The following is a 25,851-nucleotide window of genomic DNA, read 5'->3' as shown; positions in this document are numbered from 1 at the left end:
CCGCATCCAGTGGCCGTGTCGCTCGGCCCCACGTATCACCAGCACTTAACAGGCCCGCAAACGACCGTCCGCTCACATGAGTAGCGTGGGTCTGCTGCTTGAGGTGGGTGTGATCGTTGTCACGACGGGCGTAATCTGGTTCGGCAGCGGCTGGCTCGAAGAGGCGAGCGATCGGCTGGCTGCGTACTACGGCCTCCCGCAGGTGGTCCAGGGGGCGATCATCTCCGCGGTCGGATCGAGCATGCCGGAACTCGCTGCCGTCGTCGCCGCTGGGCTCACCGGCTCGCTCGCGCTCGGGGTCGGTGGGATTGTCGGGTCGGCCATTTTCAACGTGCTCGTGATCCCCGCTCTCGCCGGCATCGTGACCGACGACGACATCGAATCCAGTCGCACTATCGTCTACAAGGAGGCCCAGTTCTACATGCTGGCCGTCTCGGTGCTGTTGATCACGTTCGCACTGGGCGTCATCTACTATCCAGTCCCCGGGGCACCGATGGAGGGGACCATCACTCGACCGCTCGCGCTCATCCCGCTGGGGCTGTACGGGCTGTACATCTTCATCCAGTATCAGGACACGGCGGAGCATCAGCCCGACGAGGAGGGAACCGGGGTCGATCCGCGCCGGCAATGGGTCCGTCTCGGTATCGGTCTCCTCGCTATCATCGTCGCTGTTCACTTCCTGGTCGAATCTGTCTCGGCGTTGGGCACCGAGTTCGGCATCAATCAATTCCTGCTGGGCGTGACGATCATTGCCGGGGCAACCAGCCTTCCGGATGCCCTCGTCAGCGTGCGCGCCGCACGCCAGGATCGTGGCGTCGCGTCCGTCGCGAACGTCCTCGGGTCGAATACCTTCGACCTCTTGGTGGCGATTCCCGTCGGTATCATGATCGTCGGCGACGAAGCGATCGATTTCGCGATGGCCGTGCCAATGTTCGGCGTGCTCACCGCGGCGACTGTCGGCCTGTTTACCGTGCTCCGGACCGACCTCTCGCTGTCCGACGGCGAGGCCGCCGGTCTGCTTGGGATCTACGCGCTGTTCGTCGGCTGGGTAATTCTCGAAACACTCGACATCGCCATCGACCTGTTGCCCAACGCCTGAGACGACCCCGCGACGCACTCCCCGCGTCAGGCCGACGTCTCCTCGGATCCGATCGCCGGTTCGTCGATATACCGCTCCTTCCAGGTTCCTCGGAGGAACCATACGACGCCGACGACTGCGCCGACGATGTTGCCCAGTGCCATGCCGACCCAGACACCCGTCGCACCCCATTCGAGGAGGAAAACGAGGACGTAGACGCTCCCGACCCGGCCGATCCACAGCGTCAGGATCGAGATTACCATCGCCGTCCGGGTGTTGCCCGCCCCACGGAACGCCCCGAGGATCACCTGCGTGACACCGATGAACGCGAACTCCACGGACCGGATTCGGACGTACTCGACGCCGTTGGCGATCGTCGCGGCCGCGTCGGGTACATCACCCATGAACACGGCGACGATAGGCTCCGTGAATACGACGGCGATCACCGCGACGACCACCATGACGCCTGCGCCCGTCCCGGCCGCCAGCCAGGTCGCCCGCGAAGCCCGATCGGCCCGGTCGGCGCCGAGGTTCTGTCCGACCATGGTGTCGATCGCCCGGCCGAGTCCCATCGCCGGCAAGAAGACCAGGGAAATGAGTCGGTTGCCGAGCCCATAGGCGGCGACAACGGGGGGTGTGAACGTGACGATCATCGCCGTCAGCGTAATCATCGCCAGCGCGCTGGTCGATTGCTCGACCATGCTTGGCGTCCCCAGCCGGATGATGTCCGCGATGACGTCGAGGTCGGGCCGGAGATGGGCGAACGTGACGGCAGGACCGATTCCCGTCTCGAACAGTAGCCAGAGACCGATCGCCGTCCCGACGCCACGGGAGAGAATCGTCGCCAGCGCTGCACCACCGATCCCGAGACCCGTGAACCCAGTGGTGGCGTGTAATGACGCTTCTAGCCCGCCGAGACCGAGCCACCCGAACAGGGGGTTACCGGCAAAGCCGAAGATGAAAAAGGGGTCCAGGAAGACGTTGAGCGCGACTGAGACGGCCATGACGAGCATTGGCGTCCGCGTGTCGCCGTGTCCTCGCATGAGCGCCGAGAAGACGAAGAAGCCGAACATCAACGGGATTCCCATGAAGATGACTTCCATGTAGTCGGCAGCCAGAGGGATGACCGAGGTCGATGTCTCGGGGTCACTCGGCAGGAGTTCGAGCGCGGGACGGGTGTAGAAATACCCGACAATCCCGATCACGACCGATAGCAGGCTGACGAAGCTGACTGTCTGACCGGTAACGAGGCCTGCCGAGCGATCGCCTTTCGCACCGGTGTACTGGGCGACGAGGATCGCCCCGGCAGTCGTAAAGCCGCCGGCGACGGCGATCAACAGGAAGATCAACGGGAACGCAAGGCTGATCGCGCCGACGGCGTCCGCCGAGAGGCGGCCGAGCCAGAGCGTATCGGCGATATTGTAGGTGACCTGTAACAGCTGGATGACGACGATCGGCCAGGCCAGTCCGATCAGCGGCCGAACCAGACTCCCCTCAGTGATGGAGCCCGCGGGTTCGTCACGCTCGGAATCGTCCTCCGAACCGGGAGTTTCGCTCGGTTTCGGATCGTCCGGGGGCGGATCGCCGTCGGGGTCCTCGGGGACCGACGGATCGGCATCGGCTGGAGGGTCAGTCACGGACTGATCGAGGGGAGGTCGCCAAATCAACGTTGTGTTACCGGTCCCGGACCGCCGTCCTCGACACCGGCGCTTGACGACGTGACCCCCGACGTTAAGGGCGACGACGACGGGAGATTAATCGATGGCTGCCGAGAAGGCCGGTGTGAACGTTCCGCGAGGGAGGTTCGACTTCGATTGCCGTCCGGAGAGCGATCAGCACTTCGAGAACGCACTCCGGAAAGCCCGCGACGGCGATCGCCTGACCGTCGCCGACGCGATCGAACTGCTGACGACCGGGACCGAAGATCGGGAGATCGATCCCGAACGGAAGGAGGCGGTACTCGAAGCCGCCGACCGCCGTCGGGCCGAGGTCGTCGGCGAGGAAGTCACCGTCGTCGCCAACCTCAACAACAACGTCACGACCGCCTGCGACACCGGATGTCTGTTCTGTAACTTCAAGGACAGTGCCGAACAGTTCCGGGCCGATCGGCCCGACGATCACCCGGGATTCACGAAGACACCCGCCGAGTCACGAGAAATCGTCGCAGACGCCCTCGAGCGTGGGATCTACGAGGTGACGTCAGTCTCGGGACTACACCCGGCCTTCGCTCTGGACGACGAACACCGCGAGATGCTGGAAGCCATAGAGTCAGGGGGTCGGGAGACACTGAAAGCCACAGAGTCAGAGGATCGGGAGACACTGAACTACCGCCCGCCTGACGACTACAGCACCGATCCCGGCACCTACGTCGAACAGATCGACGCGATGTCCGTAGGAGGCGTCCACGTCCACTCGATGACACCGGAAGAGGCCGCTCACGCCCGCCGGGGAGCTGAGTGGGGCTACCGCGAGGTCTATCGTCGCCTGCAAGATGCCGGCCTCGACAGCGTCCCCGGCACTGCGGCGGAGATCCTCGTCGACGAGGTTCGGGACGTGATCTGTCCCGCGAAGATCGACACCGGCGAGTGGCTGGCGGCGATGGAGGCTGCCGCCGACGTTGGGCTGGACCTCACCTCGACAATCATGTACGGTCACGTCGAGAACGAGGCCCACCGGGCATTGCACCTGAAACGAGTTCGGGACCTCCAGGACCGGACAGGCGCGATCACCGAGTTCGTTCCGCTGTCTTTCATCCACCCGGACACGCCCCTGGCCGAGAACGGGATGGTCGACAGCGGGGCGTCACGGGTCGAGGACGAACTGATGATCGCCGTCTCGCGGCTGTTTCTCGACAACATCGAGCACATTCAGTCCTCGTGGGTGAAGTACGGCGACGAGTTCGGGTTGAAACTGCTCTCGTGTGGCGCCGACGACTTCATGGGGACGATCCTCTCTGAGGAGATCACAGCCCGTGCCGGCGGGGATTTCGGGCAGTACCGTTCGTTTGCGGACTACGACGAGTTGATCCGCTCGATCGGACGGACGCCGGTCGAGCGCTCGACGGACTACCGACAGCGCGAGCCGATCCGCGGTGATCCGCCCGGGCCGCGTCTCGGGCCAAACGCCGACGGGACTCCGCTGATCGAACAATGACAGTAGAATCTACCGTCTGAAAACGTCGGGAACGAGGGGTCCACCGTTCGGACAGCACTGAATCAGTATCGTTTTCGATCGGAATACGACAGCTATCGGCGAGTTCCGCGGGGACCGACCAGGTGTATCCTGACGGCCGGCGAACGTGGCGCGTGTCAACCGTCGAAAGGTTCTTTGTGCCACTTCCGGAATCACGACCGATAGATATGAAGTACGGGTACTTCAACGACGACGCGCGCGAGTACGTGATCACCGATCCGAAGACGCCACGGCCCTGGATTAACTACATCGGACGCCAGGACTACGTCGGGATGATCTCCAACACGGGTGGCGGATACAGTTTCTATCGAGATCCGCGCTATCGACGACTCGTCCGCTATCGCTACAACAACGCACCCCGGAACGTCGGTGGTCGTGGCCTGTACCTTCGAGACGCCGACAGCGGGGAGTACTTCTCGCCGACATGGCAGCCCGCCCGCGTCGAACTCGACGACTACGAGTGTCGCCACGGGCTGGAGTACACGACGATCCGCGGCGAGAAAGGCGGCGTCGCCGGCGAGGTCACTTACTTCGTCCCGCCCGGCGAGGACTTCGAAGCCTGGCGCGTCACCGTCGAGAACGGAAGCGACGAGGTCCGCAGCCTCCAGTTGTTCAGCCTCGTGGAGTTCTGTCTGTGGGACGCCTTTGACGACATCTCGAACTACCAGCGCAACTACAACACCGGCGAGGTCGAGGTCGACGGATCGACCATCTACCACAAGACCGAGTACCGCGAGCGGCGCAACCACTTTGCGTACTTCGCCTGCTCGGCCGATATCGACGGATTCGACACCCAGCGGGACGCCTTCCTCGGTAACTACGAAGGCTTCGACACGCCACAGGTACTCGAAGACGGTGAAGCGACGAACTCGATCGCTCACGGGTGGGCACCGATCGGCTCCCACCAGGTCGACCTCGAACTCGATCCTGGCGAAAGCGAGGAAATCGTCTTCCTGCTGGGCTACCACGAGAATCCGGAAGACGAGAAGTGGGAGGAATCGGGCGTCCTCAACAAGGAATACGTCGAGCCCACAATCGAGGAGTACTGTGATCCCGACGCCCTCGATGGGGCCTTCGAAGAACTGAACGAGTTCTGGGCCGACCAGCTCTCGACGTTGCAGGTCGAGACTCCGGACGAGGAGACTGACCGGATGGTCAACGTCTGGAACGCTTACCAGAACACAGTCACGATGAACCTCGCGCGGTCGGCCTCGCTGTACGAGACCGGGCTGACGCGGGGCATCGGGTTCCGTGACTCCCTGCAGGATCAACTGGCGGTCATCCACCAGTTTCCGGATCGCGTCCGCCAGCGGATCCTCGACCTCGCGAAGATCCAGCTGAAGGACGGCGGCGCCTACCACCAGTACACGCCCCTGACCGGCGAGGGCAACGCCGAGATCGGCGGCGGGTTCAACGACGATCCGATGTGGCTGGTGATGGCCACTGCGGCCTACGTCAAGGAGACCGGCGACACCTCCATTCTGGCGGAGGAGATCGTCTATGGGAACGAACCCGGGACTGAAGCGCCCCTCGCGGAGCACCTCCAGCGCGCTGTCGAGTACGTTCGGGAACGCCGGGGCCCCCACGACCTGCCGCTGATCGGCCACGCCGACTGGAACGACTGTCTCAACCTCAACTGCTTCTCGGAGAACCCCGACGAGTCCTTCCAGACGGCCGAACAGGATGTCGAGGAGGAGCGCGCCGAGTCGGTGTTCATCGCCGGCCAGTTCGTCTACGCCCTAGAGGAACTGGCGGAGCTGGCTGACCAGACCGATATGTTGCCCGAGTCCGCCACCGAGTACCAGGCCGACGCCGAGGAGATGGCCGCGGCCGTCGCCGAGGCCGGCTGGGACGGCGAGTGGTTCCGGCGAGCCTATGATCACTTCAGCGATCCGATCGGCTCCAGCGAGAACGAAGCGGGACAGATCTTCGTCGAATCCAACGGCATGTGTGGGATGGCCGAAATCGGTCGCGAGGACGGGAAGGTTCAGGACGCAATGGACTCAGTACGCGAGCGGCTGGCGACCGAGCACGGGATCGTCCTCCACCAGCCTGCCTTCACCGAATACGACGAACGCTACGGCGAGATCACCTCTTACCCGCCGGGCTACAAGGAGAACGGGAGCGTCTTCTGTCACACCAACCCCTGGATCATGATTACCGAGGCCAAACTGGGCAATGGCGAGCGCGCTTTCGATTACTACAAGCGCATCTGCCCGGCGGCCCGCGAGGAGATCAGCGACGTCCATACCACCGAACCGTACGTCTACGCCCAGACCATCGCCGGTCCGGATGCGCCGACCACCGGCGAGGCGAAGAACTCCTGGCTGACCGGAACGGCCGCCTGGAACTACGTCGCGATCACTCAGCACATCCTCGGCGTCCGCCCCGATCACGACGGCCTCGTGATCGATCCCTCGATCCCACCTGAGTGGGACGGCTTTTCGATGCACCGGGAGTTCCGGGGCGCGACCTACGAGATCACCGTCGAAAATCCCGATGGAGTGGAAAGTGGGGTCGTGAGTGTCGAGGTCAACGGCGAGAAAATCGAGGGCACTGTCGTGCCCGCGTTCGAGGACGGCGCGACCCACGACGTACGTGTCGTGATGGGGTGAGGACAATAGTATCGAGATGACCGAGGGCAACCTTCACACGGAGCAACTTGAACGATACGTCGAGGACCTCGACGTCAGGGACGCCTATGACCGACTCAAACGAGCTTGACGTGAAACATGAACGCAACCGCGCCCAGCGACTCGAACAGATCAAGCGCTGGGCCGAGTACGTCCGAACGCATCCGGACGAGGACTGGGGCGAACAGGTGAACACGATCGTCGACGCCCAAGTGCAGTCCGCCCGCCACTTCGATGCGGAGCGGGCGGAGCGTCAGGGGTTCCGGGACCCGGACCAGTCGACGGACGAGTAAGCCGGGTTTGTTCTCGCCGACTCAGATCGAGAACCCACCGTACCGGAGATACACCATATCGAGGACGAGCAACAGCTGGAACAACCCCTGGAGGCCGCCGAGCATGGCGTTCTGTTTCCCGATGCGGGCGATGACGCTGTTATCCGGGTCGACCGAGGTCATCTCCCGGTAAATCCGCAACTCGCCCGGCATGAGAAAGCCAAAACCCTGGACCGAGAGGATCGTGACGATCGCCAGCGCGACGGCGATCGTCGGTTCGATCGGGGGCAAGTCGCCGATCGTGAGTGAGACCCAGGTCAGCGAGCCGATCGTCGCGAGGGCGAACGGAATTTGCCAGCGCCAGTCCCGCCAGGCGTCGAGTCGCCAGCCGAGCAACAGGAGGATCGGAACCAGGTTCGCCGCGGTGAACAGCGCCAGCCAGCCCTCGCCATCGGCCAGGTAACCCAACTCCAGCGCGAGAGCGATCCCCGAGGTGATCGTCACTGTCGCCAGCGACGGCAGGAGAAACGAGGTCTTGGGCGTGAGTCGCCGGAACACGGCCGCACTCTCCTCCTCGTCGAGGCCACCGATCACCGGCCCGAGGACCGCACCGATGAACACGTCGATACCCGTCCAGAGGACCCCAGCCATCACGTGGACGTAGGTGTGCTGTTGGATCGATGCAACGGTCAGCGCGTAACCCAGCGCCGCGAAGGGAAGAACGATGATCGCGACCGCAAAAGCCGGGTTCGCCTGGCGCGCCATCCCTGCGATCGTCCCGCGGATCGTCGTTGCCATACGGGACGGCGATCCGACGGCGTGCTGTTAACGGTAGGCGTCCCTGCAGTGCTGACCGGTTCTCCACGAGGGAGTCGACGACTGTGGTCGCTCACCACTCGCCGTCGAACGCCTCGTGAGTGAACGGCAGGGCGTCCTCGCCGGCATACGTCGCGACACGATGGCCGTCGCCCTCCAGATAGTACTTGTAGGTCGTCAACCCTTCGAGCCCGACGGGACCGCGGGCGTGGATCTTACCCGTCGAGATGCCGACCTCCGCACCCAGCCCGTAGCGGTAGCCGTCGGCGAAACGGGTCGAGGCGTTGTGGAAGACGCTGGCGGCGTCCACGCCGGTCATGAATTTCCGGGCCCTCTCGTCGCTCTCGGTCAGGATCGATTCGGTGTGTTTCGAGCCGTTCTCGTTGACGTGATCGATCGCCGCTTCCAGAGAGTCGACGACCTTGATCGAGAGGATCAGGTCGCTGTACTCCGTTCGCCAGTCTTCCTCGGTGGCTTCGAGGACGTCGACAGCTGAATCGGCGAGGATGTCCCGCGTCCGGTCGTCGGCGCGCATCTCGACGCCGGCCTCGGTGTAGCGGTCGGCCATCGCCGGCAGGAACTCCTCGGCAACGCTCTCCTCGACCAGCAGCGTCTCGACGGCGTTACAGACCGCGGGATACTGGACTTTCGCGTCGTAGGCGACCTCCAGGGCCTCCTCTAAGTCGGCCTCGCTATCGACGAAGACGTGACAAACGCCCTCAGTGTGACCCAGAACGGGGATTTGGGTGTTGTCCTGGACGTAGCTGACGAACGCCGAGGACCCGCGGGGCATCAGCAGATCGATGTGTTCGTCCATTCCCAGGACGGTGTCGACGGCCTCCCGGGCCTCGATCAACTGGACCCACCCTTCGGGAATGGCCTCGATCTCCTGGGCCGCTTCGCGGATGATATCGAACAGTTCGCGGTTGGAGTGGCTGGCCTCGCTACCGCCCTTGAGGATGACGGCGTTGCCCGACTTCAGCGCGAGGGCGGCAATCTGGACTAAGGCATCGGGCCGTGATTCGAAGACTGTCCCGATCACGCCGATCGGAACGGCGACCTTGTAGAGGTCCAGGTCGTCGTCGAGGTGGCGGGCCTGGAGGGTCCTCCCGAGGGGATCGTCCATCCCGGCGAGGCTCTCGACCATCTCGACGATGGAGTCGACCTTGGCGTCGTCGAGCTTGAGGCGGTCGACCAGCGCCTGGGTGTATTCACCGGCTTCGAGCAACTCCTCGGCGGCCTCGACGTCTTGGTCGTTGACGTCGAGGACGCTGTTCCGGTGCTGGTCGATAGCGTCGGCGATCGCTTCGAGGGCGGCGCTCCGGTCGGCGTCGTCGACGTTCGCGAGGTCGAGGGCTGCCCGTTCGGCGGCCTCGACCTTACGTTCGGTGGCGTCCTCAGTCATCGTACTCCCCATTGACAGGCAAGAATATTGTGCCCACCGGTTCCGCCCGGGCGATCCGTTCGAGGACGTCCGGCTCTGCCGAACCCGCGATCACCGCCGGTGCGCCGTGTTCGTTGACCGTCCGTGCACCCTCCACTTTGGTGACGATCCCGCCGAATCCATCGGTCGAACTCGCCTCGACGGCCTTCTGGACGGCGCCGTAGTTGCGACCGACGGCCTCGATCTTCCGGGCATCGGGATCGCCCTTCGGGTTGCCGGTGTAGACCCCGTCGACGTCGGTCAGCGTCACCAACAGGTCGGCCTCGACACCCACCGCGATCGACGAGGAGAGCATATCGTTGTCGCCGATCTGGATCTCCTCGATCGCGACGGCGTCGTTCTCGTTGACGATCGGGACGACACCCCAATCGAGCAGCGTCTCGACCGTGTTCCGGAAGTTGGTGAACCGTTCGGGATCGTCCAGGTCGGTCTGCGTGATCAGGATCTGGGCTATCTTCCGGTCGTAGCGTTCGAAACTCTCGGTGTACCGCTGCATCAACAGGCTCTGGCCGACCGTCGACAGCGCCTGGGAGGCCTCGACGGTCCCCGTCTCGGCGTCGACCCGGCCCTGCCCGGCACCGATCGCCCCCGAGGAGACGAGGATGACTTCCTTGCCGCGCTCCAGCAGATCGGCCACGTCGTCGACGAGTTTGTCGAGTTTCCCGTCGTCGAGATTCGACTCCGCGTCAGTCAAGGAGTTGGTCCCGGCCTTGACGACGACCCGTTCGGCCCCGGCGGCGCGTTCGCGAGTCTGGACTAGTGCTTCGTCGGGAACCGCCTCGCTGTCACTCATCGCCGACCTCCGCGGTGATCTCGGCCGAGCGAGCCTCGCTGGCGGCCACCGTCTCGCCGAGGACAGCTTCGACATCGCTGTCCCACAGAACTTCCATGCCCTCGATGGTCGTCCCGCCCTCCGTGGCGACGGCGTCGATCAACGCCTCGATGCTCTCCTCGCTCCGGAGGACGGTCTCGGCCGCCCCCTTGAACGTCTGGGCCGCGAGGGCCTCGGCGGCCTCGGGCTCGAGTCCACCCTCGACGCCGGCCTCGGCCATTGCGCCGATCAAATAAAAGACGAACGCGGGGCCGCTACCGTTGATCGCCGTCGCCAGGTCCATGTGTTCCTCCTCGATCGTGACGACCGTCCCGAGGTCCGAAAGCAGTGCCGCGACCGCCTCGTCAGGCTCGGGTACGACGGCCGCCGCCATCTCTCCGTATTCGGCCGCCAGGTTGGGCATCATCCGGACGACTGCGGCCTCAGTCCGGGCATCGAGATAGTCGATCGAGATACCTGCCGCCACCGAGACCACGGTCTGATCGGCTGAGAGATCCAGATCGGCCAGAACGTCACCGACGACGTCCGGCCCGACCGCCAGGACGACGATCGGTGCCTCACCAGCCCGCGCCGGATCGGTCGTCGTCTCGTCGGCGATGTCTGCCAGATCTTCGAGCACTGATGCCTCGACGTCGCAGGCCGTCACCCGGTGCTCGCCGCCGGCGAGTCCGCGGACGATCGCCCCGCCCATGTGTCCACAGCCGATGACGCTCGCGTGAACCATTCTCTGTGTCCATCTCCGGGGTTGACGGATATACCAACTGCGGTCTCGGAGCGGTGAGCTCGATCCGCCGGTCGCTCCATCCCCCGGACACACTCGCGCCCTCCGCTCACTTCATGACGATTTCGACCTCGCGGGTCTCCCGACCATCGAGCTGCCGGAGTTTGTACTCCATGTCCGGCTCGCCGTCTCCGAGTTCTTCCTCCGGCGGTGCGCGAACGTCGTACGTGTCCGTCACCGTCCAGGAGACGGTCTCGCCAGCCGGGATGGGTTTCCGGATGCCCGCGACCGGCATGTAGGCGCTCCCTCCACCAGTCCGGTTCAGTGCAGCGACGAACAGACCATCGATTGCGCCCTCGTTCGTGACGGTAAACTCGATGGTCGGTTCCGCGCCCGGCGTGACCGTCTCGGAGACTGACCATTCGACCGACAGCGACGGGGCCGGCGACGCGAGCCGGTCCCGCAATTCCGCGTCGGGCTGCCATTCACCACCGGGCCAGACCAGGGCCGCGTCGCTCGCGTCGTCAGTCTCGGGGAGTTCGAAGAGGACCCAGCCTGACCCGCGGTCGGCGTCGTAGCGCTCGTCACCGTGGTTGTACGCCCGCCAGAGCCCGAACGTCTGTTCTGCCGGCCGGAGCCCGTGGCGCTCACCCGCGAGCCGGAATTCCAGGTCGCCCCGGGCCGGCGCACTTCCTTCCGTCACCTCGATCCGGAGGTAGAGGTACTGGGTTCCCTCGCCGCCAGTTACTGTGAGGCTATCCGGCGTTCCCATCTCCACGACGGCCGGCTGGAGACGCTCGACAGTAACCGACAGCTGGGCATCCCCGCCGATCGTAGTGGTTTCGGTCGGCGTCTCCGTTTCCGTCTCGGTCGACATGTCCGTCTCAGTCCGAGTCGTCGTGTCCACGTCTGTCGGTGTCGATGGCTCCGTTCCGGTCGGATCGTCGCCACTGGTCCCGGAGGTGTCCAGACAGCCGGCGAGACCGAGTCCGCCGAGTGCCAGAAGCTCGCGTCGGTGCATACTCGACACTTTGACAGACCGGATAAAGGGCCTTGAGATGACTACAACGGGTATTTGAGTCATCGGCGGACTGTGGAGAGGAAATAGTAGAAAAGTATACAGAGTGGTAACTACTACGAGTAATCATGACGACGTCTGTGAAGATCGCGACGAACACGAAGGACAAGCTCGAGCAGTTGCAGGCCGAGATCAAGCTCGAGACGGGCCGAAAGGTAACACAGCAGGAACTGCTCGATCGGATCGTCAGCCGCGAGTTCGACTCGAAAACGGCGTTGATTGACTCCTTCCGGGACGACTTCGAGGGTTTGTCCGAGGAAGAGATCGAGCAGTTCTTCTCGGGGACGAGTGACTGGGGAGTCGAAACGAGTGAAGAGGATATCGACCGAATACTCTACGAGGAGGAGCCACTGGACGAATGAGCGTGTTTCTCGATAGCGGGCTGTTCTACGCACTCCAGAACGAGTGTGCGAGCCGTCACGACATGGCGAAAGCTGCCTTCGAAACGGTCCTCGGCCCGGAATACGGACCACTATTCACAAGTGACTATGTTTTCGACGAGACAGTCACACTCGTGCGAGCGCGAGCTGGCTCCTACGACGAAGCACGAACGGTTGCGGACAGAATTCTCGGGCGTGGAGCGTTTCCATCGGCCATCGACTGCCTCGTAACCGACCAAGCGGACTTCGAACGCGCCGTCGACACGTTCGAGCGCTACGACGACCACGATCTGAGTTTCACCGATGCGACGACGATCGCGCTCGTCGAGACCCGTGCTATCGATCACGTACTAGCGTTCGACGATGACTTCGACGGGATCGTCGATCGCCTCGATCCGGCCCGTCTCGTAGAATAACCGACCTGATCTCAAAAGCCAAACATAGGAGGACTGTCTGCCGGGAACAAACCGGCCAGTGTCAACGAACGAAATAGATAAAACCACTCCGCCAGGCAGTCTTGGTACCGGTGCATCACCTACTGGCAGTCTTCTGGCTCGTCCCGATTTCGTGGGTCGTCCACGACCTCGAAGAAGTGGCGACGTTGGCCCGTTGGCGAGCAGCCCATGAAACGGAACTCCAGCGCCTGGCCAGTCGCTCGCGTATCGCCGAACAGGCGTTTGCGTCGACGCCAGACACAACGAGACAATTCGCCACGTCTGTGTCGCTCGTCGGTGTCGTTCTCTTCGGGGTGACGGCTGCAGTGACGCTCGCTCCCCAGGGGATTTCGAAACTGGTGTTCGCAGTCGCACTCGGTGGATACGCGTTGCACGTCGGAACGCATTGCCTGCAGTCCCTCCTGATCCAGGGATATTCGCCGGGTGTGGTAACTGCTGTCTTCGTTGTCCTCCCAAGTGTTTCCTACGTGTACAGGCGACTGTTGTCCGCAGCGTTTTTCACCCCGATAACGGCACTCTGGACGGCACTTCTCGGGATCGCTTTGTTTCCAGCACTCGCTGTGGGTGCTCATCGAGTCTCGGGACGATTTGTTTCCGGATAGGACGTGGTACCGGCGTGATGTCGTCATCTCACGGATTGTTTCACTACCCGGGAAGAGACACGACAGAACGGACGGCTACCACCCACTTATTCGATCGTCAGTTCGGTCTTTGCCTGCACTTCCTCTGCCTCTTCGAAGTCGCCCCCGCCCAGCAAGCCGCGGGTGGCCTTTTTGCCCCACTCGACGGCCGGCTGAACGAACGCGTCGACGTTGTAGAGTTCGCCACCCATGATCGTCGCGGCCTCCATACTGTAGAGCAACTCGCCGATCGCCCGCTCGTCGACGCGATCGATCTCGACCCGGACGTTCGGTAGCCCCGCGTTGGCGAGGCTCGCCTCCGTGGCCTCGAACTCGGCATCGATCAACTCGCCCAGCGTCGACCCGCCGAGATAAGAGAGTCCTTCCAGATCGGTCTCGGGGATCGCCGTGTCCGCCCGTTCCTGCGGTCGGATGAACGTCACCATCTTGTTGTGGGGGCCGGCCCGGTAGAGTTGCAGTTGGGAGTGCTGGTCGGTCGCGCCAAGCGCACGGACGGGCGTTTGACCGACGCCGTCCTTGCCGACGCTCTCGGCCCACAGCTGGGAGTACCACTCGGCGTAGGTCTCTAAGGATTCGGCGTAGGGCAACAGGACGTTGATGCCGGCCCCGCGCTGGTCGAGGGCGTAGGCGACCGCACCATAGGCGTAGGCCGGCGAATCGAACAGCGAGGATCCCAGGTCGGCGTCGGCATCACGTGCCCCCTGGAGGATCGCCTCGACATCGTGACCCTGAAGGGCCGCCGCCGCGAGTCCGACCGTCGACAGCACCGAGAAGCGGCCGGGGACGCCCTCTGGGACGTCCAGGGCCGGCAGATCGTGTTTCTCGGCGAGTTCTCGCAGGTTGCCCTCGGGTCCTGTCGTCACCCACGTGCGTTCGGTCCAGTCGACACCGGCCTCGTCCATCGCTTCACGGACGACGAGGAAGTTCGAGAGTGTCTCGGCAGTCGTCCCGGATTTGGAGACGACGTTCAGCGCCGTCTTCGAGAGGTCGATCGCCTCGATGTGATCGGCGACCCACTTCGGGTCGACATTGTCGAGGTAGTAGGCCTCCACGTCGCTATCCAGCGCGGCGGAGATCGTCGCTGCGCCCAGCGCGCTGCCGCCGATGCCGACGTTGATGAGTGTTTCACAATCGTCGAACGGCTCGACGGCCCGCTGGATCGCGTCCACGTCGACGTTTGCGGGCTGGTTGAGCGCTTCATACCCGTGTTCGTTGTTAGCTCGCCCCTCCTCGATGCGCTCGTGAGCGACGGCGACACGGTCATCGAGTCGATCGAGCGCTTCACGGGGGATGCCCGGCGTCGCGACGTCCTCGAGTGCGTTGCCGATGTCTACTCGCATGTCCCAACGATCCGAACGCACCCACCTACGTTTATCGATCCCGAGCGACAACTCCCTACAACCGAACGTCCGGGAATTTTTTCTCGCGTCCGGCGAACGATCGCCCGATGATCGAGAACACGCTCGGCGTGCCGTCTGAGTGGACTAGCGAGACCGTTCGCGCCAACGGTATCGACATCCACTACGTCCGGACGGGCGGTGACGGGCCGGCGCTGGTGATCGCCCACGGCGCCTACGACGACGCGCTCTGTCGGGAACCGTTGATCGACGAACTCGCCGAGGACTACGACGTACTCGCCTACGACGCCCGCGGCCACGGCCGTTCGTCGGCCCCGAAATCGGGCTATGAGATGGACGAACGGGTCGCCGACCTCGTCGGATTGCTGGACGCGCTGGGGATCGACACGGTCACGCTCCTTGGCCACTCCATGGGCGGGGACACTGTTGCCGCGACGGCTGCGGTCCACGCCGATCGCGTCCGGGCGCTTGTCCTCATCGACCCCGCCGCGATGCTTCTCCCCATCGACGACAGTCGCGATCCGGCCGCCGAAGCTCGCGAGACGATTTCCGAGTGGCACACCCACACGAAAGGCGAGCTCCTCGAACGCGATCCCGATATCATCGAGCTCCTCAACACGGGTGAGCGACGGCTGGCCGAACGGCTGGCTGAGGCACAACTTCGCGTCGACCCCGCGATGACGACCGTCTTCGAGGCGGGGTGGCTTGACCCTCAGGAGACGTATCCGAAAATCGAAGCCCCGACGCTTGTACTCAAAGCGGACACCGACGAAGACGGACGGGAACGCGACCGCGAGATCGCCGGAGAGCTTCCCGATGGCCGGCTCGTCCACGTCGACGGGGCTGGCCATACCATCGTCCGGGACGAGCGAGAGGTCGCGACCCGAGAACTGCGGGCGTTCCTCGACTCGATATAACGGACGACCGCGAGACAGCGTCACCTGGCCTTAGCGGCCGAGAATCGAGCCGTCGGCGTACTTCTCCTCGTACTCGTCCTCCTCAGCCACGAGCATGAGGATCCCTTCGACCAGACCGAGTATCGCCGGAATGGTCGTCCAGAAGAAACACAGATACAGGACGCCGTTGCGCGTGTTCCCCTGGTAGAACTTGTGAACGCCCAGCCCACCCAGCAGGATCGCGAGGATCCCCGCGGCGACCTGTTCGCTGTCGGTGGATCCGGTTGAGGGTTGCTCGACGCCGCACTCCGGACAGACCTCCGACTGTTTGTATATCAGTTCGCCACACGAAACGCAGTACCGTTCGTCGCGGCCCCGGTCACCGTGGGCCCCGTCGAGCCTGGTCGATTGATCGACGCCGCACTCGGTGCAGATGTCCGCCTGGTCGGCGATCTCTTCACCACAGTTGATACAGTATTTCATACGGGAGATATCACACAGGAGGGATAAATAATTACGCGAGCGAGCGGCGGCGTTGCAGGACGAGCAAGGCGCCCGCCAGTGCGGCGTAGACGACACCGACGACGAGCACAGCCAGGTCTCCCACGAGGAATAGCTGGCCGAGTCCCAATCCGTATCCGTATCCCAGCGCCGCGCCAGTTCCCGTACGAACCGGATTGTACCCGCGGTAGTTCCCGAGGGAAGTGAGGGTCCAGTCGAGCAGTGCCGGGAGCGGGAGGACCGCGATCACCACTAGACTGGCGAACGGACCGGGGGCCAGAAAGAACGCGAGAATGCCCAGCACGATCCCGGGATAGACGCCCGAACACCGCGCACAGACGTCGATCCGGTGGCCGAGCGGACGGAGGTGATAACACCGGTGGCGTCGCTCCGGGAGGTGGTGAGAGAGGAGGTACGGACGGGTCTTGGCGAGACCCCGGCGTAATTCTCCCCAGTCTAGACCCATTACAGGAGGTTGGCCTGGACGTGACATCAATCCCGCCCCCGGTTCAGGTAACTTGGGGCTCGATCCCGGTCCCGGCTCAGATAGCTTGGGACTCGATAGCAACTTTCACCCACCCTCGTCACTGCAACTCGATCTTGTGGACGAACGGCAGGTCCCGGATCTCGTTGAGTAACTCGCCGGGCAGTCGCTCGTCGGTGATGACGTACAGTCGCGGCTGGTCGGTGAACTCCGGGTCCTCGGTGATGACCTGTCGGATCGAGATGTCCTCGTTGGCGATCATGCCCGTGACTCGGGCGACGATCCCCGACTCCTCGGCCTCACGAACGGCGACCGTCATCGCAGCCAGATCGAGCACCGGCGCCAGGTCCATCAGGCTGGGGATCGCCGAGATGTTCTGAAAGATTCGCCGGAGTTCGGGATCGGCCAGGATCGCATCCGTCGTCGCGTCGACGACCCGTCGGTCGACATCGATCTCTCGGGCGATCCCGGTGTTGGGGATCTCGATACCGCCCGAGACCACCCGCCCCTCGTCGTTGACCGAGAAGCCCCGTTCCAGCAGGAGGCGGATGACCCGCTGTTGGCTGGGACTGTCCTCGAACTTTCCCATGATCGCCTCGAAGGAGGCCGACTCGTCGGTCATAGTTGACCCTTCGTCGAGGGGGTCGCTCCCCGTCGATCGTCGATCCGCGTCGCGTCGTCTAAGGCTCGCGCGAGCCCCTTGAACAGCGCCTCGATCTCGTGGTGGGCGTTGACTCCCTCGATCTCGGCGTGCAGCGTCAGCCCCGCGTTCGTCGCCAGCGATCGCAGGAAGTGCCTGGCAAGCGCGGCCGTCAACTCGCCCACCTCCGCCTGGGAGAACTCGCCCTCGAAGGCGAAAAATGGACGACCGCTGACGTCCAGCACGATCCCGGCGACGGCCTCATCCAGTGGGACGCGACGGTCGGCAAAGCGGACGATCCCGCGGCGCTCGCCCAGCGCCTCGTCGAAGGCCTCCCCCAAAGCGATCGCGACGTCCTCGACGGTGTGATGCTCGTCGACCTCCAGATCGCCGTCACATCGTACCGTGAGGTCGAACAGGCCATGGGTGGCGAACGAATCGAGCATGTGATCGAGGAAGCCAACGTCGGTCTCGACAGTGGCCTCGCCGTCGCCGTCGAGGTCGAGCGTGACCTCGATCGACGTCTCGCCGGTCTCGCGGGTGACTGCGGCGGTCCGGTCGGTCATACGACAGGCAAGCGCACCCTCGTATTTGGTGATTGCGCCTTCCGAGGGGTTTCCCACAGAGAGGAGCAGTTGCGCCGAGGACTCCATCGGGATCCGACTCAATGAGAACCCCCGTGAGGAGGGCTGCCGGGGTCAATCTGCGCAACTCGACTCGTTCCGGTCGGGAATCGTGATTCGGACAGTGGTCCCCTCTGTCGTATCGAACGATAGTTCCCCGTTGAGTGTATCGACACTCCACCGGAGTTGCCACAGTCCGAGCCCCCGTCCGTGCTGGAAGTCCGTCTCCATCCCGACCTCGATCGGCGTGAGTTCCGCCTCGGGAATGCCGAGCCCGTCGTCTTCGATCGTGAGGGTGTAGCCGTCCGGACTCTCCTCGATAGCGACAGTCACCATCGATTCGGCGTGTTCGAACGCGTTTTCCAGTGCACTTTCGATCGCTATCGTCACCGCCCGTTCGTTCGTCCGGAGGGTGGCAGACGATAGCCCCTCGGTCGTTACCCTCACGTCGTTGTACTCCGACCCCATCGCCTCGACAGTCTCCCGGAGCAGTTCCGAGAGGAAAATCTCGGTCGTCGTCTCGTCCGTCGACATGATTCGGTCGATCTCCCGCGTTCGAGCACCGATCGTGGCCAATTCGTCGACCGCACTCACGAGCTGCTCGGCGTGACTGCCCGACGTATACTCGGCCATCGCCTCCGCGTGGCTCCGGATCACGTCGAGTTGATTGCGGAGATTGTGGCGCAAGATCCTGTTGAACACCTCCAGGCGCTGTTCACGTCGCTTGCGCTCGGTGACGTCGTCGACGACGCCGACGTACCGGCGCTGTTCGTCCGGCAGATCGACGATGTAACCGGTCGCATTGATCCAGCGCACCTCACCGTCCGGTCGGCGTAGGCGGTACTCGAACTCGTAGCTGTCGTCGGCCTCCCCAGCTTCGATGTCCGCGAGCATGTCCTCGAAGTCGGCCCTGAACGACGACCGGTCGCGCTCGTCGACCGTCCCGAAGAACGCTGTGGCGTCGTCGTAGAGCTCCTCTACGGGCTGTCCCCAGATATCCTCGTACGCGGGATTGACGTACAAAACGTCCGAGAAGTCCGGTTCGGCGAGATAGATCACTTCGTCGATTCGCTCGGCGATCAACCGGAACCGGCGTTCACTCTCCCGGACGGCCCGTGCCTGTTCGACACGATTTAACGCCGTTGTGACGTGATCAGCCAGTGCCTTCGCCACGTCGAGGACAGTCGTATCGATATTGATCTCTCTGCGTGTCCCTGCAGCAACGAGACCGTGGTCTCCCAGCGGCAACAGGACGCCGGTTTCGATCGGATTGTCCGACGTCCGTTCGTTCGGGCGATACGTATCCACGCGTCCCTCAGCGTACACGTCGTACTCGTAGCGATCGGCGGAGATTCCCGACAGCAGACCGGCGTCGTGAACGCTATCGGTCGCCGCGGCAGGTTCCAGCCGGTCGGTATCGTCGTCGTGAAACCAACAGATCGCAAGCGGGAGATCGAGCATATCGCTGGTCGTCTCGGCGACGATCGAGGCGACCGCTCCGGGAGTCGTGGCCGTCTGGAGTCGTTCGGTCACCCGCTGGAGCGTCTCGATCGCGCGTTCGCGACGCTTGCGTTCGGTCACGTCGCGGCCGATCGCCAGGTACCGTCGTTCGCCATTGATCACCGCTTCCGTCCCCCGAACGTTCATGTGGTGGGATCGTCCATCGGCGTCTTCGACTTTCCACTCGAACTCGACGGGCGTCTCCGAGTCCATCACCGTCTGTATGTGTTCCATCCCCCGTTCGGTGTCGTATCCGTCCTCGCGGACGCCGACATCACCGATACTCATGCCCCGCATCTCCTCGCGCTCGTAGCCGAGCAAGTCCGCGTAGGCTCGATTGACGTCGACGATATCACCGGTCTCAGGGTCCCGAACGGCGATGATGTCGTTGACGCCGTTGAATATCTGTTCGTACTCACGTTCGTGACGCTTGCGTTCGGTCACGTCCCGTACGCTCGCGAGCACCCGCTCGGAACCACCGAGTTCGATTGTGCTGAGGTGAACCTCGCCGACGAACTCCTCGCCGTTCTTGCGCTGGTTTTTGAATTCGAACAATTGTGGACCCGTCTCCCGGGCTCTCTCGATGCGTGTGATCGCATCCTCGTAAGTATACTCCGGGTCCTCGGGAACGATCAACCGAACCGTCTCGTCGAGTAATTCCTCACGCTCGTACCCTGTTAGCTCGCAGTACTGGTCGTTGACGTCGAGGATCTCGCCGCTCTCGGGGTCGTGGATCACCAACCCGTCCGAGACGTGCTCGAATATCTCGCGGTAGGCTCGATCGTCAATGGGGCTATCGATCGCCGATGGCGGATCGCTGTGGTCGCTGGCGATCCGCTCGACGACCAGTTCGCACTGTGCGTCCGTTGCCGTCCTGGGGAACACGTCTGTCGCACCTGCCTCGATCGTACGGGTGAGCGTTTCAGCGTTCTCGGACGGATCGATCAGGACGACGACCGGGAGCCCCTCTTCGCCGGTGAGCCGATCGACGACAGTCGCTGGCTCCGCGATCCGGCCATCGACGACGGCACCATCGACTGCGTCCGTCTCGTCCAGCGAGAAACCGGTAGCATCTCCCTCTACGTAATCCGCGGTGGACACTTTCCCCGTCCGTTCGACCGCTTCGACGACCGCGCCGCCGAAGGTCGAGTCCACGGCCACCACCAGTACTTCGAGTCCCCCGTGTTCGCTCATACAACCACGCTCGCCCTTTGTGGGGTCCGAGAGTTAATCCTTCGGAGAGTTCAAGCCGGCTCACTCCCCTCGACCGTCCCGGATCGAGATCGACCGTCGAGCGGCCAGGATCGTCGGCAACACGCCCAGTGCCAGGACCAGCGGGATCCACATCGCCGGTCTGATGCCCTGGGCTTCCGCGACGAAGCCCATCGCCATGGGGACCAGCGCGAAACTGATCGACGAAGACACGGCGGCGATAGCGTTGATCGGGGCGCTGTATTCGGGCGCAGCGTCGGTCCCGAACGCGACCAGCAGCGGATAGACGCCGGAGACGAGCATCCCCAGGGCGAACACCGCCGGGAACGTCGTCAGTCCGGAGATGACGAAAAACGAGACGAAGAACACGGGCAACAGCAGGAGTTCGATCCCGACGAGCAGCAGGCTGTAGTCGTAGCGTTCGGCGACGGCGGTCGCGGCGAACCGGCCGGGAACATATGCGATCGTGAACGCCGACAGAAGCAGGTTCGCGTTCGACTGGGAGAGGCCTGCGGCCTCGATGCCGAACGTCGGCAACCAGAGGAACAGGCCCCCTTCCAGACCGGTATGGAAGAACATCGCGAGGGCCATCGCGGCGATCTCCTTCGTCCGAAGGAGCGTCCCCAACGCCCGGCGGTCGAGGATCGCTTCCCGTCCTTCCTCGAAGGGGAGTTCGAGGTGCCAGACGAAGACGACCACCGGAACGAGGGCCGCGGCCAGCCCGAAGTAGGCCAGCCGCCAGTCACCCAGTGCGATCGCGGCGGTCATCACCAGCGGCCCGGCGGCCGAGCCGACCGCCCACGCCAGGTCGTACATCCCGAAGGCCCGGCCCCTGGCGTCCGGAAAGAGGTGACCGAGCATCGGGCGGTCGAGCCCGCGGATGATCCCATCTCCCAGGCCGCGAACGACGAGTACGGCCAGAAAGACCAGAAACGTCGGCGCGAGTCCCAACCCCACGAACGTCAGTGCGGTGAGGGCGATCCCGATCGTGTACCAGCGCAGCACGTCCAGACGACCGGCGATCGCGCCGACGATCGCGATCGAGACGACGTATCCCAGGGTTCCCGCGGGTCCGACCAGACCCAGCAGCCCCTTCTCGACGACGAATTCGACTTCGAGTTCGGGAATGACTGCACCCCGCATCTGCAATCCGAGTCCCGACAGCACGACCGCAAGCAGGATCGTCGCCGTCCAGAGCCGCCGATTCCGCATGGTCCCGTTGTCCGTCACAACCACCCACTTGGTGAGGATGCGAGTTCAGTCCACCGATGTGGATTCGACACCGAACGGGTGTCCGCTCACCGCACCGCGTCCATGGCTTCGCCGAGCGTAACCGTCCCTTCGTAGAGCGCACTGCCGACGACGACGGCCGCCGCGCCTGCGTCCCTGACGGCGCGAACGTCGTCGATCGAGGCGACGCCCCCACTGGCGATCACCGGGATCTCGACAGCGTCGACGACGCGCTTGAGGGGCCCGGTCCGGACACCCTCCAGCCGTCCTTCGACGTCGACGTCGGTGAAGAGAATGCCGGCGGCGCCGAGATCGGCGTATCTGCCCGCTGCTTGGGCCGGATCGAGGCCAGTCCCCTCAGTCCAGCCCGAGACGACGACCTCGCCGTCGCTGGCGTCGAGACTGACGAGCACACTCCCGGGATGTGTCTCGCTGATCTCGGCGACGACGTCAGGGTTCTCGACAGCGGCAGTGCCGAGGATGACGCGATCGACGCCCGTGTTCAGGAGCGGCCGGGCGTCTTCGGGGGTCCGGATACCGCCGCCCAGCTGGATGTCGACGTCGACGGCCCCGAGTATCGCCTCGATGGCGTCAGCGTTCGCGCGTTCACCCTCGAAAGCCCCGTCGAGGTCGACCAGATGGAGCGTCTCCGCTCCCGCTTGGACCCAGCGTTCGGCCGCCGCGACGGGATCGCCGTAGGTCTTGCCCGTCCCGCGCTCGCCGCCGACCAACTGGACGACCTGTCCGTCCTGCATATCGACGGCCGGGACCACCTCGAACTCCGGGAACATACGTCGAATCCGGGTCAGCCACGCAATAAAGGATGTCGATCGGAGGGGCGTCCGAACCGGGAGCGAGACGACGGCGACCGACTACGACGTGGCCGAGCCGGGTCGCCCCAGCGACAGCGAAGGATACCAGCCAGCCAGCGCGGGAAGATAGACCCCGAGAACCCGATCGAGGAGGATCGCCGAGGCGGCGACCTCACCGGGGACCCCGAGCGCGACGAAGACGACCGTCGCTGTCGCCTCCGTGATCCCGATACCGCCAGGCGTCACCGGCAGGAGCGTGACGCTGTATGCCGCCACGAGGTACAACGGGAGGGCGATTGCCGGCTCGACGCCCGCGCCGAAGGCACCGAACAGCAGCCATACCCGGACCCCCGACGCGAGGACGTGTTTGACCGCCCAGCCGGCCGCATACCGTACCCAGACGCGGGGCAGGACGACGAGTTCCCGGAACGTCGCTGTCGACTCCGTCGTGAACCCGACCAGTCCGTCCAGCCGCTCGGCCGCGGCGTCCCCGACGATCGGCACGCGGGCAAACAGCCGCCGAAGGGGAGCCAGCAGGCGGTCGAGGACCGTGAGATTGGCTCCACCGAGCAGGACGGTCAGGCCGGCAACGAGATACAATCCGATCGAGACCGCGAGCAGGAGAGCGAGTCCGACGGACAGCCCCGGGAGTGCGACGACCAGACCGACCGCCGCGACCAGGGCGTAACAGAGCGCGAACATGGCGGTGTGGAGTCCGGCGATGGCCGTCGCGTCCGGGAGGGACAGTCCCGTGTAGTGCCGGATGACGAACGGCGCGGCGACCCGCCCGGAGAGCCGCGAAGGGAGCAACTGGTTGACGAAGTTCACGACGAGGTCGATGGCCGCGGCGTCGCGGAACCTGGCAGGCCCGAGACGACCGATCAAGACGTAGTAGGTGTCAAACCGGCCGAGCAGTCCGACGACCGTCACGGCCAGCAGTGCGAGGACGGTCCCAGGGTCGAGACGCACCAGCAGCGACCACACGTCCGCCAGCTCGACCTGTGTGAGCAACCAGTACAGCGCCACGACGGCCACGGCATACTGCGCCAGCGTGATCGCGATCGCTCTCGGCGAACGTCGAACCACGCTACTGCGCCTCGCTGTCCGGGATCGTCGATCGATCGTCGAGATCAGTCTCCTCGCTGTCCGTCGGCGTCATCGATCCGGTCCGGATGTCGGCGTCCGCGAGGATCCGCCGAAGACTCCTGAACGCGAATGGCTGATCGAGTATCCGCTCGACCGCCCGACGCATCCAGACGCCCGTCCGGAACGTCACGCGCCGGGGAACTCCCTCCACGTCCGGCAGATCGACGAACTCCCAGGGATGGACATACAGCACGGGCGCGATCCCGCGGCGGGCGAGTAGTTTCATCCCGAGGATCGTATAGCGAACGCCGAACAATCGAAGCCAGAAGCCAGTCAGCGGGAGCCGGAACCCGGGCATCACGCTCGTGGGTATGGCCGTGATCGAATCCGGTGCAGTCGGATCGATGTGGGTCGCGGGAGCCGGGTGCTGCAGGCGATACTCGCCGCCGTAGAAACCCGGAATCGTCCGGCTGGCGACGACGCTGGCGTCGTAGCCGTAGCCGGCGGCAGCCAGCGCGTGGAAGTGATCGGGACCGAAGTCGAACGCGGGAGCACGAAACCCCTCGACGGTCGTGCCGGTCGTCGCTTCGAGCGTTTCCTTCGAACGGACTAATTCCTCGTAGCGCTCGCCCGGTTCCAGATCGGTCAGCAGTCGATGAGTGTAAGTGTGTGAACCGATCTCGTGGCCGGCGACGGAGAGCGAACGGACGGTTTCGGGATGAGTCTCGGCGATCTCCGAGACGACGAAACAGGTCGTTGTCGCGTTCGCGTCTTCGAGGGAATCCTTCAGGAACGCCAGACCGTCCAGGCCGATCCCGGCGCGATCGGTCGATCCGGAGGCGGCCCGGTAGGCCGGCGTCTGGGAGAACAGTTCGACATCGATCGTCAGGGCTGCGTACTCACTCATCTGAGCGATCCCGGCGTTCGGTTTCCAGCAGGCTGACCTGTTCGTTGAGTCGCGAGACGCGATCGTACAGCGTTCCGATGCGGTTCAGCAGGTAGATGACGAGCACGAACAGCGTCAGGTTCGAGATGACCAGGATCGCCCGGGCCTTGAGTTCGAGGCCGAGGACGGTCGCGACGACCTCGAAGACGTTGGGAAAGGCGGCGACGAAGAGCAGACCGGCCCCGACCGCGAGCGAGGTGACGAAAAGCGCCATCGCCTCGCGGCCGCGCCGGACCAGGTAATAGCCATTGGCGAGAAAGAGTACGCCCACGAGCGCGGCCACGAGGTTGACTATCGTGTATTCGACCATGGTTAGCGAAAGAGCAGCACCCGGAGGACGACGTCCATCATCCGGAAGGGATAGCGGACGAACGTCTCAAGCGTGAACTGTGACTCACCGGTCTCGCGTGTCGGCATCGCAACCGAGACCTCGACGATACGCTGGTCGCGGCGTGCGGCCTCCAGGGTTTGTTCGACCGCCCAGTGGTCGTCCGAACGATGCAGGATGTCGGCGAGGGCCTCGACCCGGTAGACGCGAAAGCCGCTGGTCACGTCCGTCACGTCGACACTTCCGAGTACGTTGACGACATCCGTGAAGAAGCGGATCCCGGCCCGTCGGACGAACGAGTACTCCGCGAGGCTGCCGTTTCGGTAGCGGCTGGCGATCACCATGTCGGCGTCCACAGCGGCTTCCAGTAGTCGGGGAATCTCCGCGGGGTCGTGCTGGCCGTCGGCGTCGATCTGGAGGACGAAATCGTAGTCGTTCTCGATCGCGTATCGGTAACCGGTCCGGACCGCGCCGCCGACGCCCGTGTTGAAGACGTGTTCGATCACCGTCGCGCCGCGCTCGCGTGCGAGGTCGGCGGTGCCGTCGCTAGAGCCGTCGTCGACGACGACGATTTCCTCGACGTGCTCACGGGTGCCCTCGATCACCGGGCCGATCGTGTCGGCCTCGTTGTACGCGGGCAGGACGGCAACGGTTTGCACTACTCGTTGGGCGGCCGGGAAGTCACTTAGAGGT

The 25,851-nt window shown here is 64.1% G+C and carries 26 protein-coding genes; 8 read left to right on the top strand and 18 right to left on the bottom strand.

What is annotated here, in order from left to right:
* Positions 1 to 76 precede the first annotated feature (76 nt).
* Complete coding sequence (locus E3374_RS07795; RefSeq protein ID WP_136688514.1) at positions 77 to 1,099, top strand: sodium:calcium antiporter; 1,023 nt, start codon at positions 77 to 79, stop codon at positions 1,097 to 1,099.
* Between the two features lie 26 nt (positions 1,100 to 1,125).
* On the opposite strand, the gene E3374_RS07790 is transcribed toward E3374_RS07795, so the two are convergent.
* Positions 1,126 to 2,715 (bottom strand): MATE family efflux transporter, encoded by a 1,590-nt coding sequence (locus E3374_RS07790; RefSeq protein WP_394347453.1) that lies wholly within the window; start codon positions 2,713 to 2,715, stop codon positions 1,126 to 1,128.
* A 124-nt stretch (positions 2,716 to 2,839) separates the two neighbouring features.
* Between E3374_RS07790 and cofH the strand changes: the two genes are divergently transcribed.
* The 3 genes from cofH (at position 2,840) to E3374_RS07775 (ending at position 7,196) form a co-directional block, all read left to right on the top strand.
* Positions 2,840 to 4,231 carry a 7,8-didemethyl-8-hydroxy-5-deazariboflavin synthase subunit CofH gene (cofH, locus tag E3374_RS07785; RefSeq protein WP_136688512.1) on the top strand — a complete coding sequence of 464 codons (1,392 nt, stop codon included), beginning with the start codon at positions 2,840 to 2,842 and terminating at the stop codon, positions 4,229 to 4,231.
* Positions 4,232 to 4,437: 206 nt separating this feature from the next.
* The gene (locus tag E3374_RS07780) at positions 4,438 to 6,885 is read left to right on the top strand and encodes a GH36-type glycosyl hydrolase domain-containing protein (protein ID WP_136688511.1); all 2,448 of its coding nucleotides are present in this window, start codon (positions 4,438 to 4,440) and stop codon (positions 6,883 to 6,885) included.
* Positions 6,886 to 6,971: 86 nt separating this feature from the next.
* Positions 6,972 to 7,196 carry a hypothetical protein gene (locus tag E3374_RS07775; RefSeq protein WP_136688510.1) on the top strand — a complete coding sequence of 75 codons (225 nt, stop codon included), beginning with the start codon at positions 6,972 to 6,974 and terminating at the stop codon, positions 7,194 to 7,196.
* Positions 7,197 to 7,217: 21 nt separating this feature from the next.
* Here the strand turns inward: E3374_RS07775 and E3374_RS07770 are convergent, their stop codons facing one another.
* The 5 genes from E3374_RS07770 to E3374_RS07750 all read right to left on the bottom strand — a co-directional run bounded on the left by E3374_RS07770 (position 7,218) and on the right by E3374_RS07750 (position 12,009).
* Entirely contained in the window at positions 7,218 to 7,940 is a 723-nt protein-coding gene (locus E3374_RS07770) for a hypothetical protein (protein WP_345890586.1), read from the bottom strand.
* Between the two features lie 124 nt (positions 7,941 to 8,064).
* Entirely contained in the window at positions 8,065 to 9,396 is a 1,332-nt protein-coding gene (locus E3374_RS07765; RefSeq protein ID WP_136688508.1) for a glutamate-5-semialdehyde dehydrogenase, read from the bottom strand.
* Positions 9,389 to 10,228: a glutamate 5-kinase gene (proB, locus tag E3374_RS07760; RefSeq protein ID WP_136688507.1), complete on the bottom strand. Its 840-nt coding sequence runs from the start codon at positions 10,226 to 10,228 to the stop codon at positions 9,389 to 9,391. The genes E3374_RS07765 and proB overlap by 8 nt, the downstream gene beginning before the upstream one ends.
* A complete protein-coding gene (proC, locus tag E3374_RS07755; protein WP_136688506.1) occupies positions 10,221 to 10,991 on the bottom strand; it encodes a pyrroline-5-carboxylate reductase in 771 nt (256 codons plus the stop codon). Before proC ends, proB begins: the two co-directional genes overlap by 8 nt.
* Before the next feature lie 106 nt (positions 10,992 to 11,097).
* Positions 11,098 to 12,009 (bottom strand): COG1361 family protein, encoded by a 912-nt coding sequence (locus E3374_RS07750; protein WP_136688505.1) that lies wholly within the window; start codon positions 12,007 to 12,009, stop codon positions 11,098 to 11,100.
* A 125-nt stretch (positions 12,010 to 12,134) separates the two neighbouring features.
* Here E3374_RS07750 and E3374_RS07745 point away from each other — a divergent pair, with 125 nt between their 5' ends.
* The 3 genes from E3374_RS07745 to E3374_RS07735 all read left to right on the top strand — a co-directional run bounded on the left by E3374_RS07745 (position 12,135) and on the right by E3374_RS07735 (position 13,503).
* Positions 12,135 to 12,428, top strand: coding sequence for a hypothetical protein (locus E3374_RS07745; RefSeq protein ID WP_136688504.1), 294 nt, complete (start codon positions 12,135 to 12,137; stop codon positions 12,426 to 12,428).
* On the top strand, positions 12,425 to 12,862 hold the full coding sequence (locus E3374_RS07740; RefSeq protein ID WP_136688503.1) for a type II toxin-antitoxin system VapC family toxin: 438 nt from the start codon (positions 12,425 to 12,427) through the stop codon (positions 12,860 to 12,862). Before E3374_RS07745 ends, E3374_RS07740 begins: the two co-directional genes overlap by 4 nt.
* 110 nt (positions 12,863 to 12,972) lie before the next feature.
* Positions 12,973 to 13,503 carry an HXXEE domain-containing protein gene (locus tag E3374_RS07735; RefSeq protein WP_169051804.1) on the top strand — a complete coding sequence of 177 codons (531 nt, stop codon included), beginning with the start codon at positions 12,973 to 12,975 and terminating at the stop codon, positions 13,501 to 13,503.
* 86 nt (positions 13,504 to 13,589) lie between these two features.
* Here the strand turns inward: E3374_RS07735 and E3374_RS07730 are convergent, their stop codons facing one another.
* A complete protein-coding gene (locus tag E3374_RS07730; protein WP_136688501.1) occupies positions 13,590 to 14,882 on the bottom strand; it encodes a glucose-6-phosphate isomerase in 1,293 nt (430 codons plus the stop codon).
* A gap of 107 nt (positions 14,883 to 14,989) precedes the next feature.
* On the opposite strand from E3374_RS07730, the gene E3374_RS07725 reads away from it, so the two are divergent.
* On the top strand, positions 14,990 to 15,817 hold the full coding sequence (locus E3374_RS07725) for an alpha/beta fold hydrolase (RefSeq protein ID WP_136688500.1): 828 nt from the start codon (positions 14,990 to 14,992) through the stop codon (positions 15,815 to 15,817).
* A gap of 30 nt (positions 15,818 to 15,847) precedes the next feature.
* Here E3374_RS07725 and E3374_RS07720 read toward each other — a convergent pair whose 3' ends face one another.
* The 11 genes from E3374_RS07720 to E3374_RS07670 form a co-directional block, all read right to left on the bottom strand.
* Positions 15,848 to 16,279, bottom strand: coding sequence for a TM2 domain-containing protein (locus tag E3374_RS07720; protein WP_136688499.1), 432 nt, complete (start codon positions 16,277 to 16,279; stop codon positions 15,848 to 15,850).
* 31 nt (positions 16,280 to 16,310) lie between these two features.
* Positions 16,311 to 16,763 carry a DUF2085 domain-containing protein gene (locus E3374_RS07715; RefSeq protein ID WP_136688498.1) on the bottom strand — a complete coding sequence of 151 codons (453 nt, stop codon included), beginning with the start codon at positions 16,761 to 16,763 and terminating at the stop codon, positions 16,311 to 16,313.
* A 118-nt stretch (positions 16,764 to 16,881) separates the two neighbouring features.
* Positions 16,882 to 17,403 carry an amino acid-binding protein gene (locus E3374_RS07710; RefSeq protein WP_136688497.1) on the bottom strand — a complete coding sequence of 174 codons (522 nt, stop codon included), beginning with the start codon at positions 17,401 to 17,403 and terminating at the stop codon, positions 16,882 to 16,884.
* Positions 17,400 to 17,987, bottom strand: coding sequence for an imidazoleglycerol-phosphate dehydratase HisB (hisB, locus tag E3374_RS07705; protein WP_136688496.1), 588 nt, complete (start codon positions 17,985 to 17,987; stop codon positions 17,400 to 17,402). The genes E3374_RS07710 and hisB overlap by 4 nt, the downstream gene beginning before the upstream one ends.
* Before the next feature lie 132 nt (positions 17,988 to 18,119).
* Entirely contained in the window at positions 18,120 to 20,738 is a 2,619-nt protein-coding gene (locus E3374_RS07700) for a PAS domain S-box protein (protein WP_136688495.1), read from the bottom strand.
* 60 nt (positions 20,739 to 20,798) lie between these two features.
* The gene (locus tag E3374_RS07695; protein WP_248299415.1) at positions 20,799 to 21,968 is read right to left on the bottom strand and encodes an MFS transporter; all 1,170 of its coding nucleotides are present in this window, start codon (positions 21,966 to 21,968) and stop codon (positions 20,799 to 20,801) included.
* Between the two features lie 86 nt (positions 21,969 to 22,054).
* The gene (hisA, locus tag E3374_RS07690; protein WP_136688493.1) at positions 22,055 to 22,777 is read right to left on the bottom strand and encodes a 1-(5-phosphoribosyl)-5-[(5-phosphoribosylamino)methylideneamino]imidazole-4-carboxamide isomerase; all 723 of its coding nucleotides are present in this window, start codon (positions 22,775 to 22,777) and stop codon (positions 22,055 to 22,057) included.
* Between the two features lie 81 nt (positions 22,778 to 22,858).
* Complete coding sequence (locus E3374_RS07685) at positions 22,859 to 23,884, bottom strand: lysylphosphatidylglycerol synthase transmembrane domain-containing protein (RefSeq protein WP_136688492.1); 1,026 nt, start codon at positions 23,882 to 23,884, stop codon at positions 22,859 to 22,861.
* Between the two features lies 1 nt (position 23,885).
* Complete coding sequence (locus tag E3374_RS07680; protein WP_136688491.1) at positions 23,886 to 24,791, bottom strand: polysaccharide deacetylase family protein; 906 nt, start codon at positions 24,789 to 24,791, stop codon at positions 23,886 to 23,888.
* Positions 24,784 to 25,140, bottom strand: coding sequence for a DUF2304 domain-containing protein (locus E3374_RS07675; protein WP_136688490.1), 357 nt, complete (start codon positions 25,138 to 25,140; stop codon positions 24,784 to 24,786). Before E3374_RS07675 ends, E3374_RS07680 begins: the two co-directional genes overlap by 8 nt.
* A 2-nt stretch (positions 25,141 to 25,142) precedes the next feature.
* Complete coding sequence (locus E3374_RS07670) at positions 25,143 to 25,817, bottom strand: glycosyltransferase family 2 protein (RefSeq protein ID WP_136688489.1); 675 nt, start codon at positions 25,815 to 25,817, stop codon at positions 25,143 to 25,145.
* Between the last annotated feature and the right edge of the window lie 34 nt (positions 25,818 to 25,851).

The sequence above is a fragment of the Halorhabdus amylolytica genome, from assembly GCF_004944975.1.
Taxonomy (GTDB): Archaea; Halobacteriota; Halobacteria; order Halobacteriales; family Haloarculaceae; genus Halorhabdus; species Halorhabdus amylolytica.
Note: the sequence above shows the minus strand (reverse complement) of the source record. Positions and strands in the feature narration are given on the sequence as shown.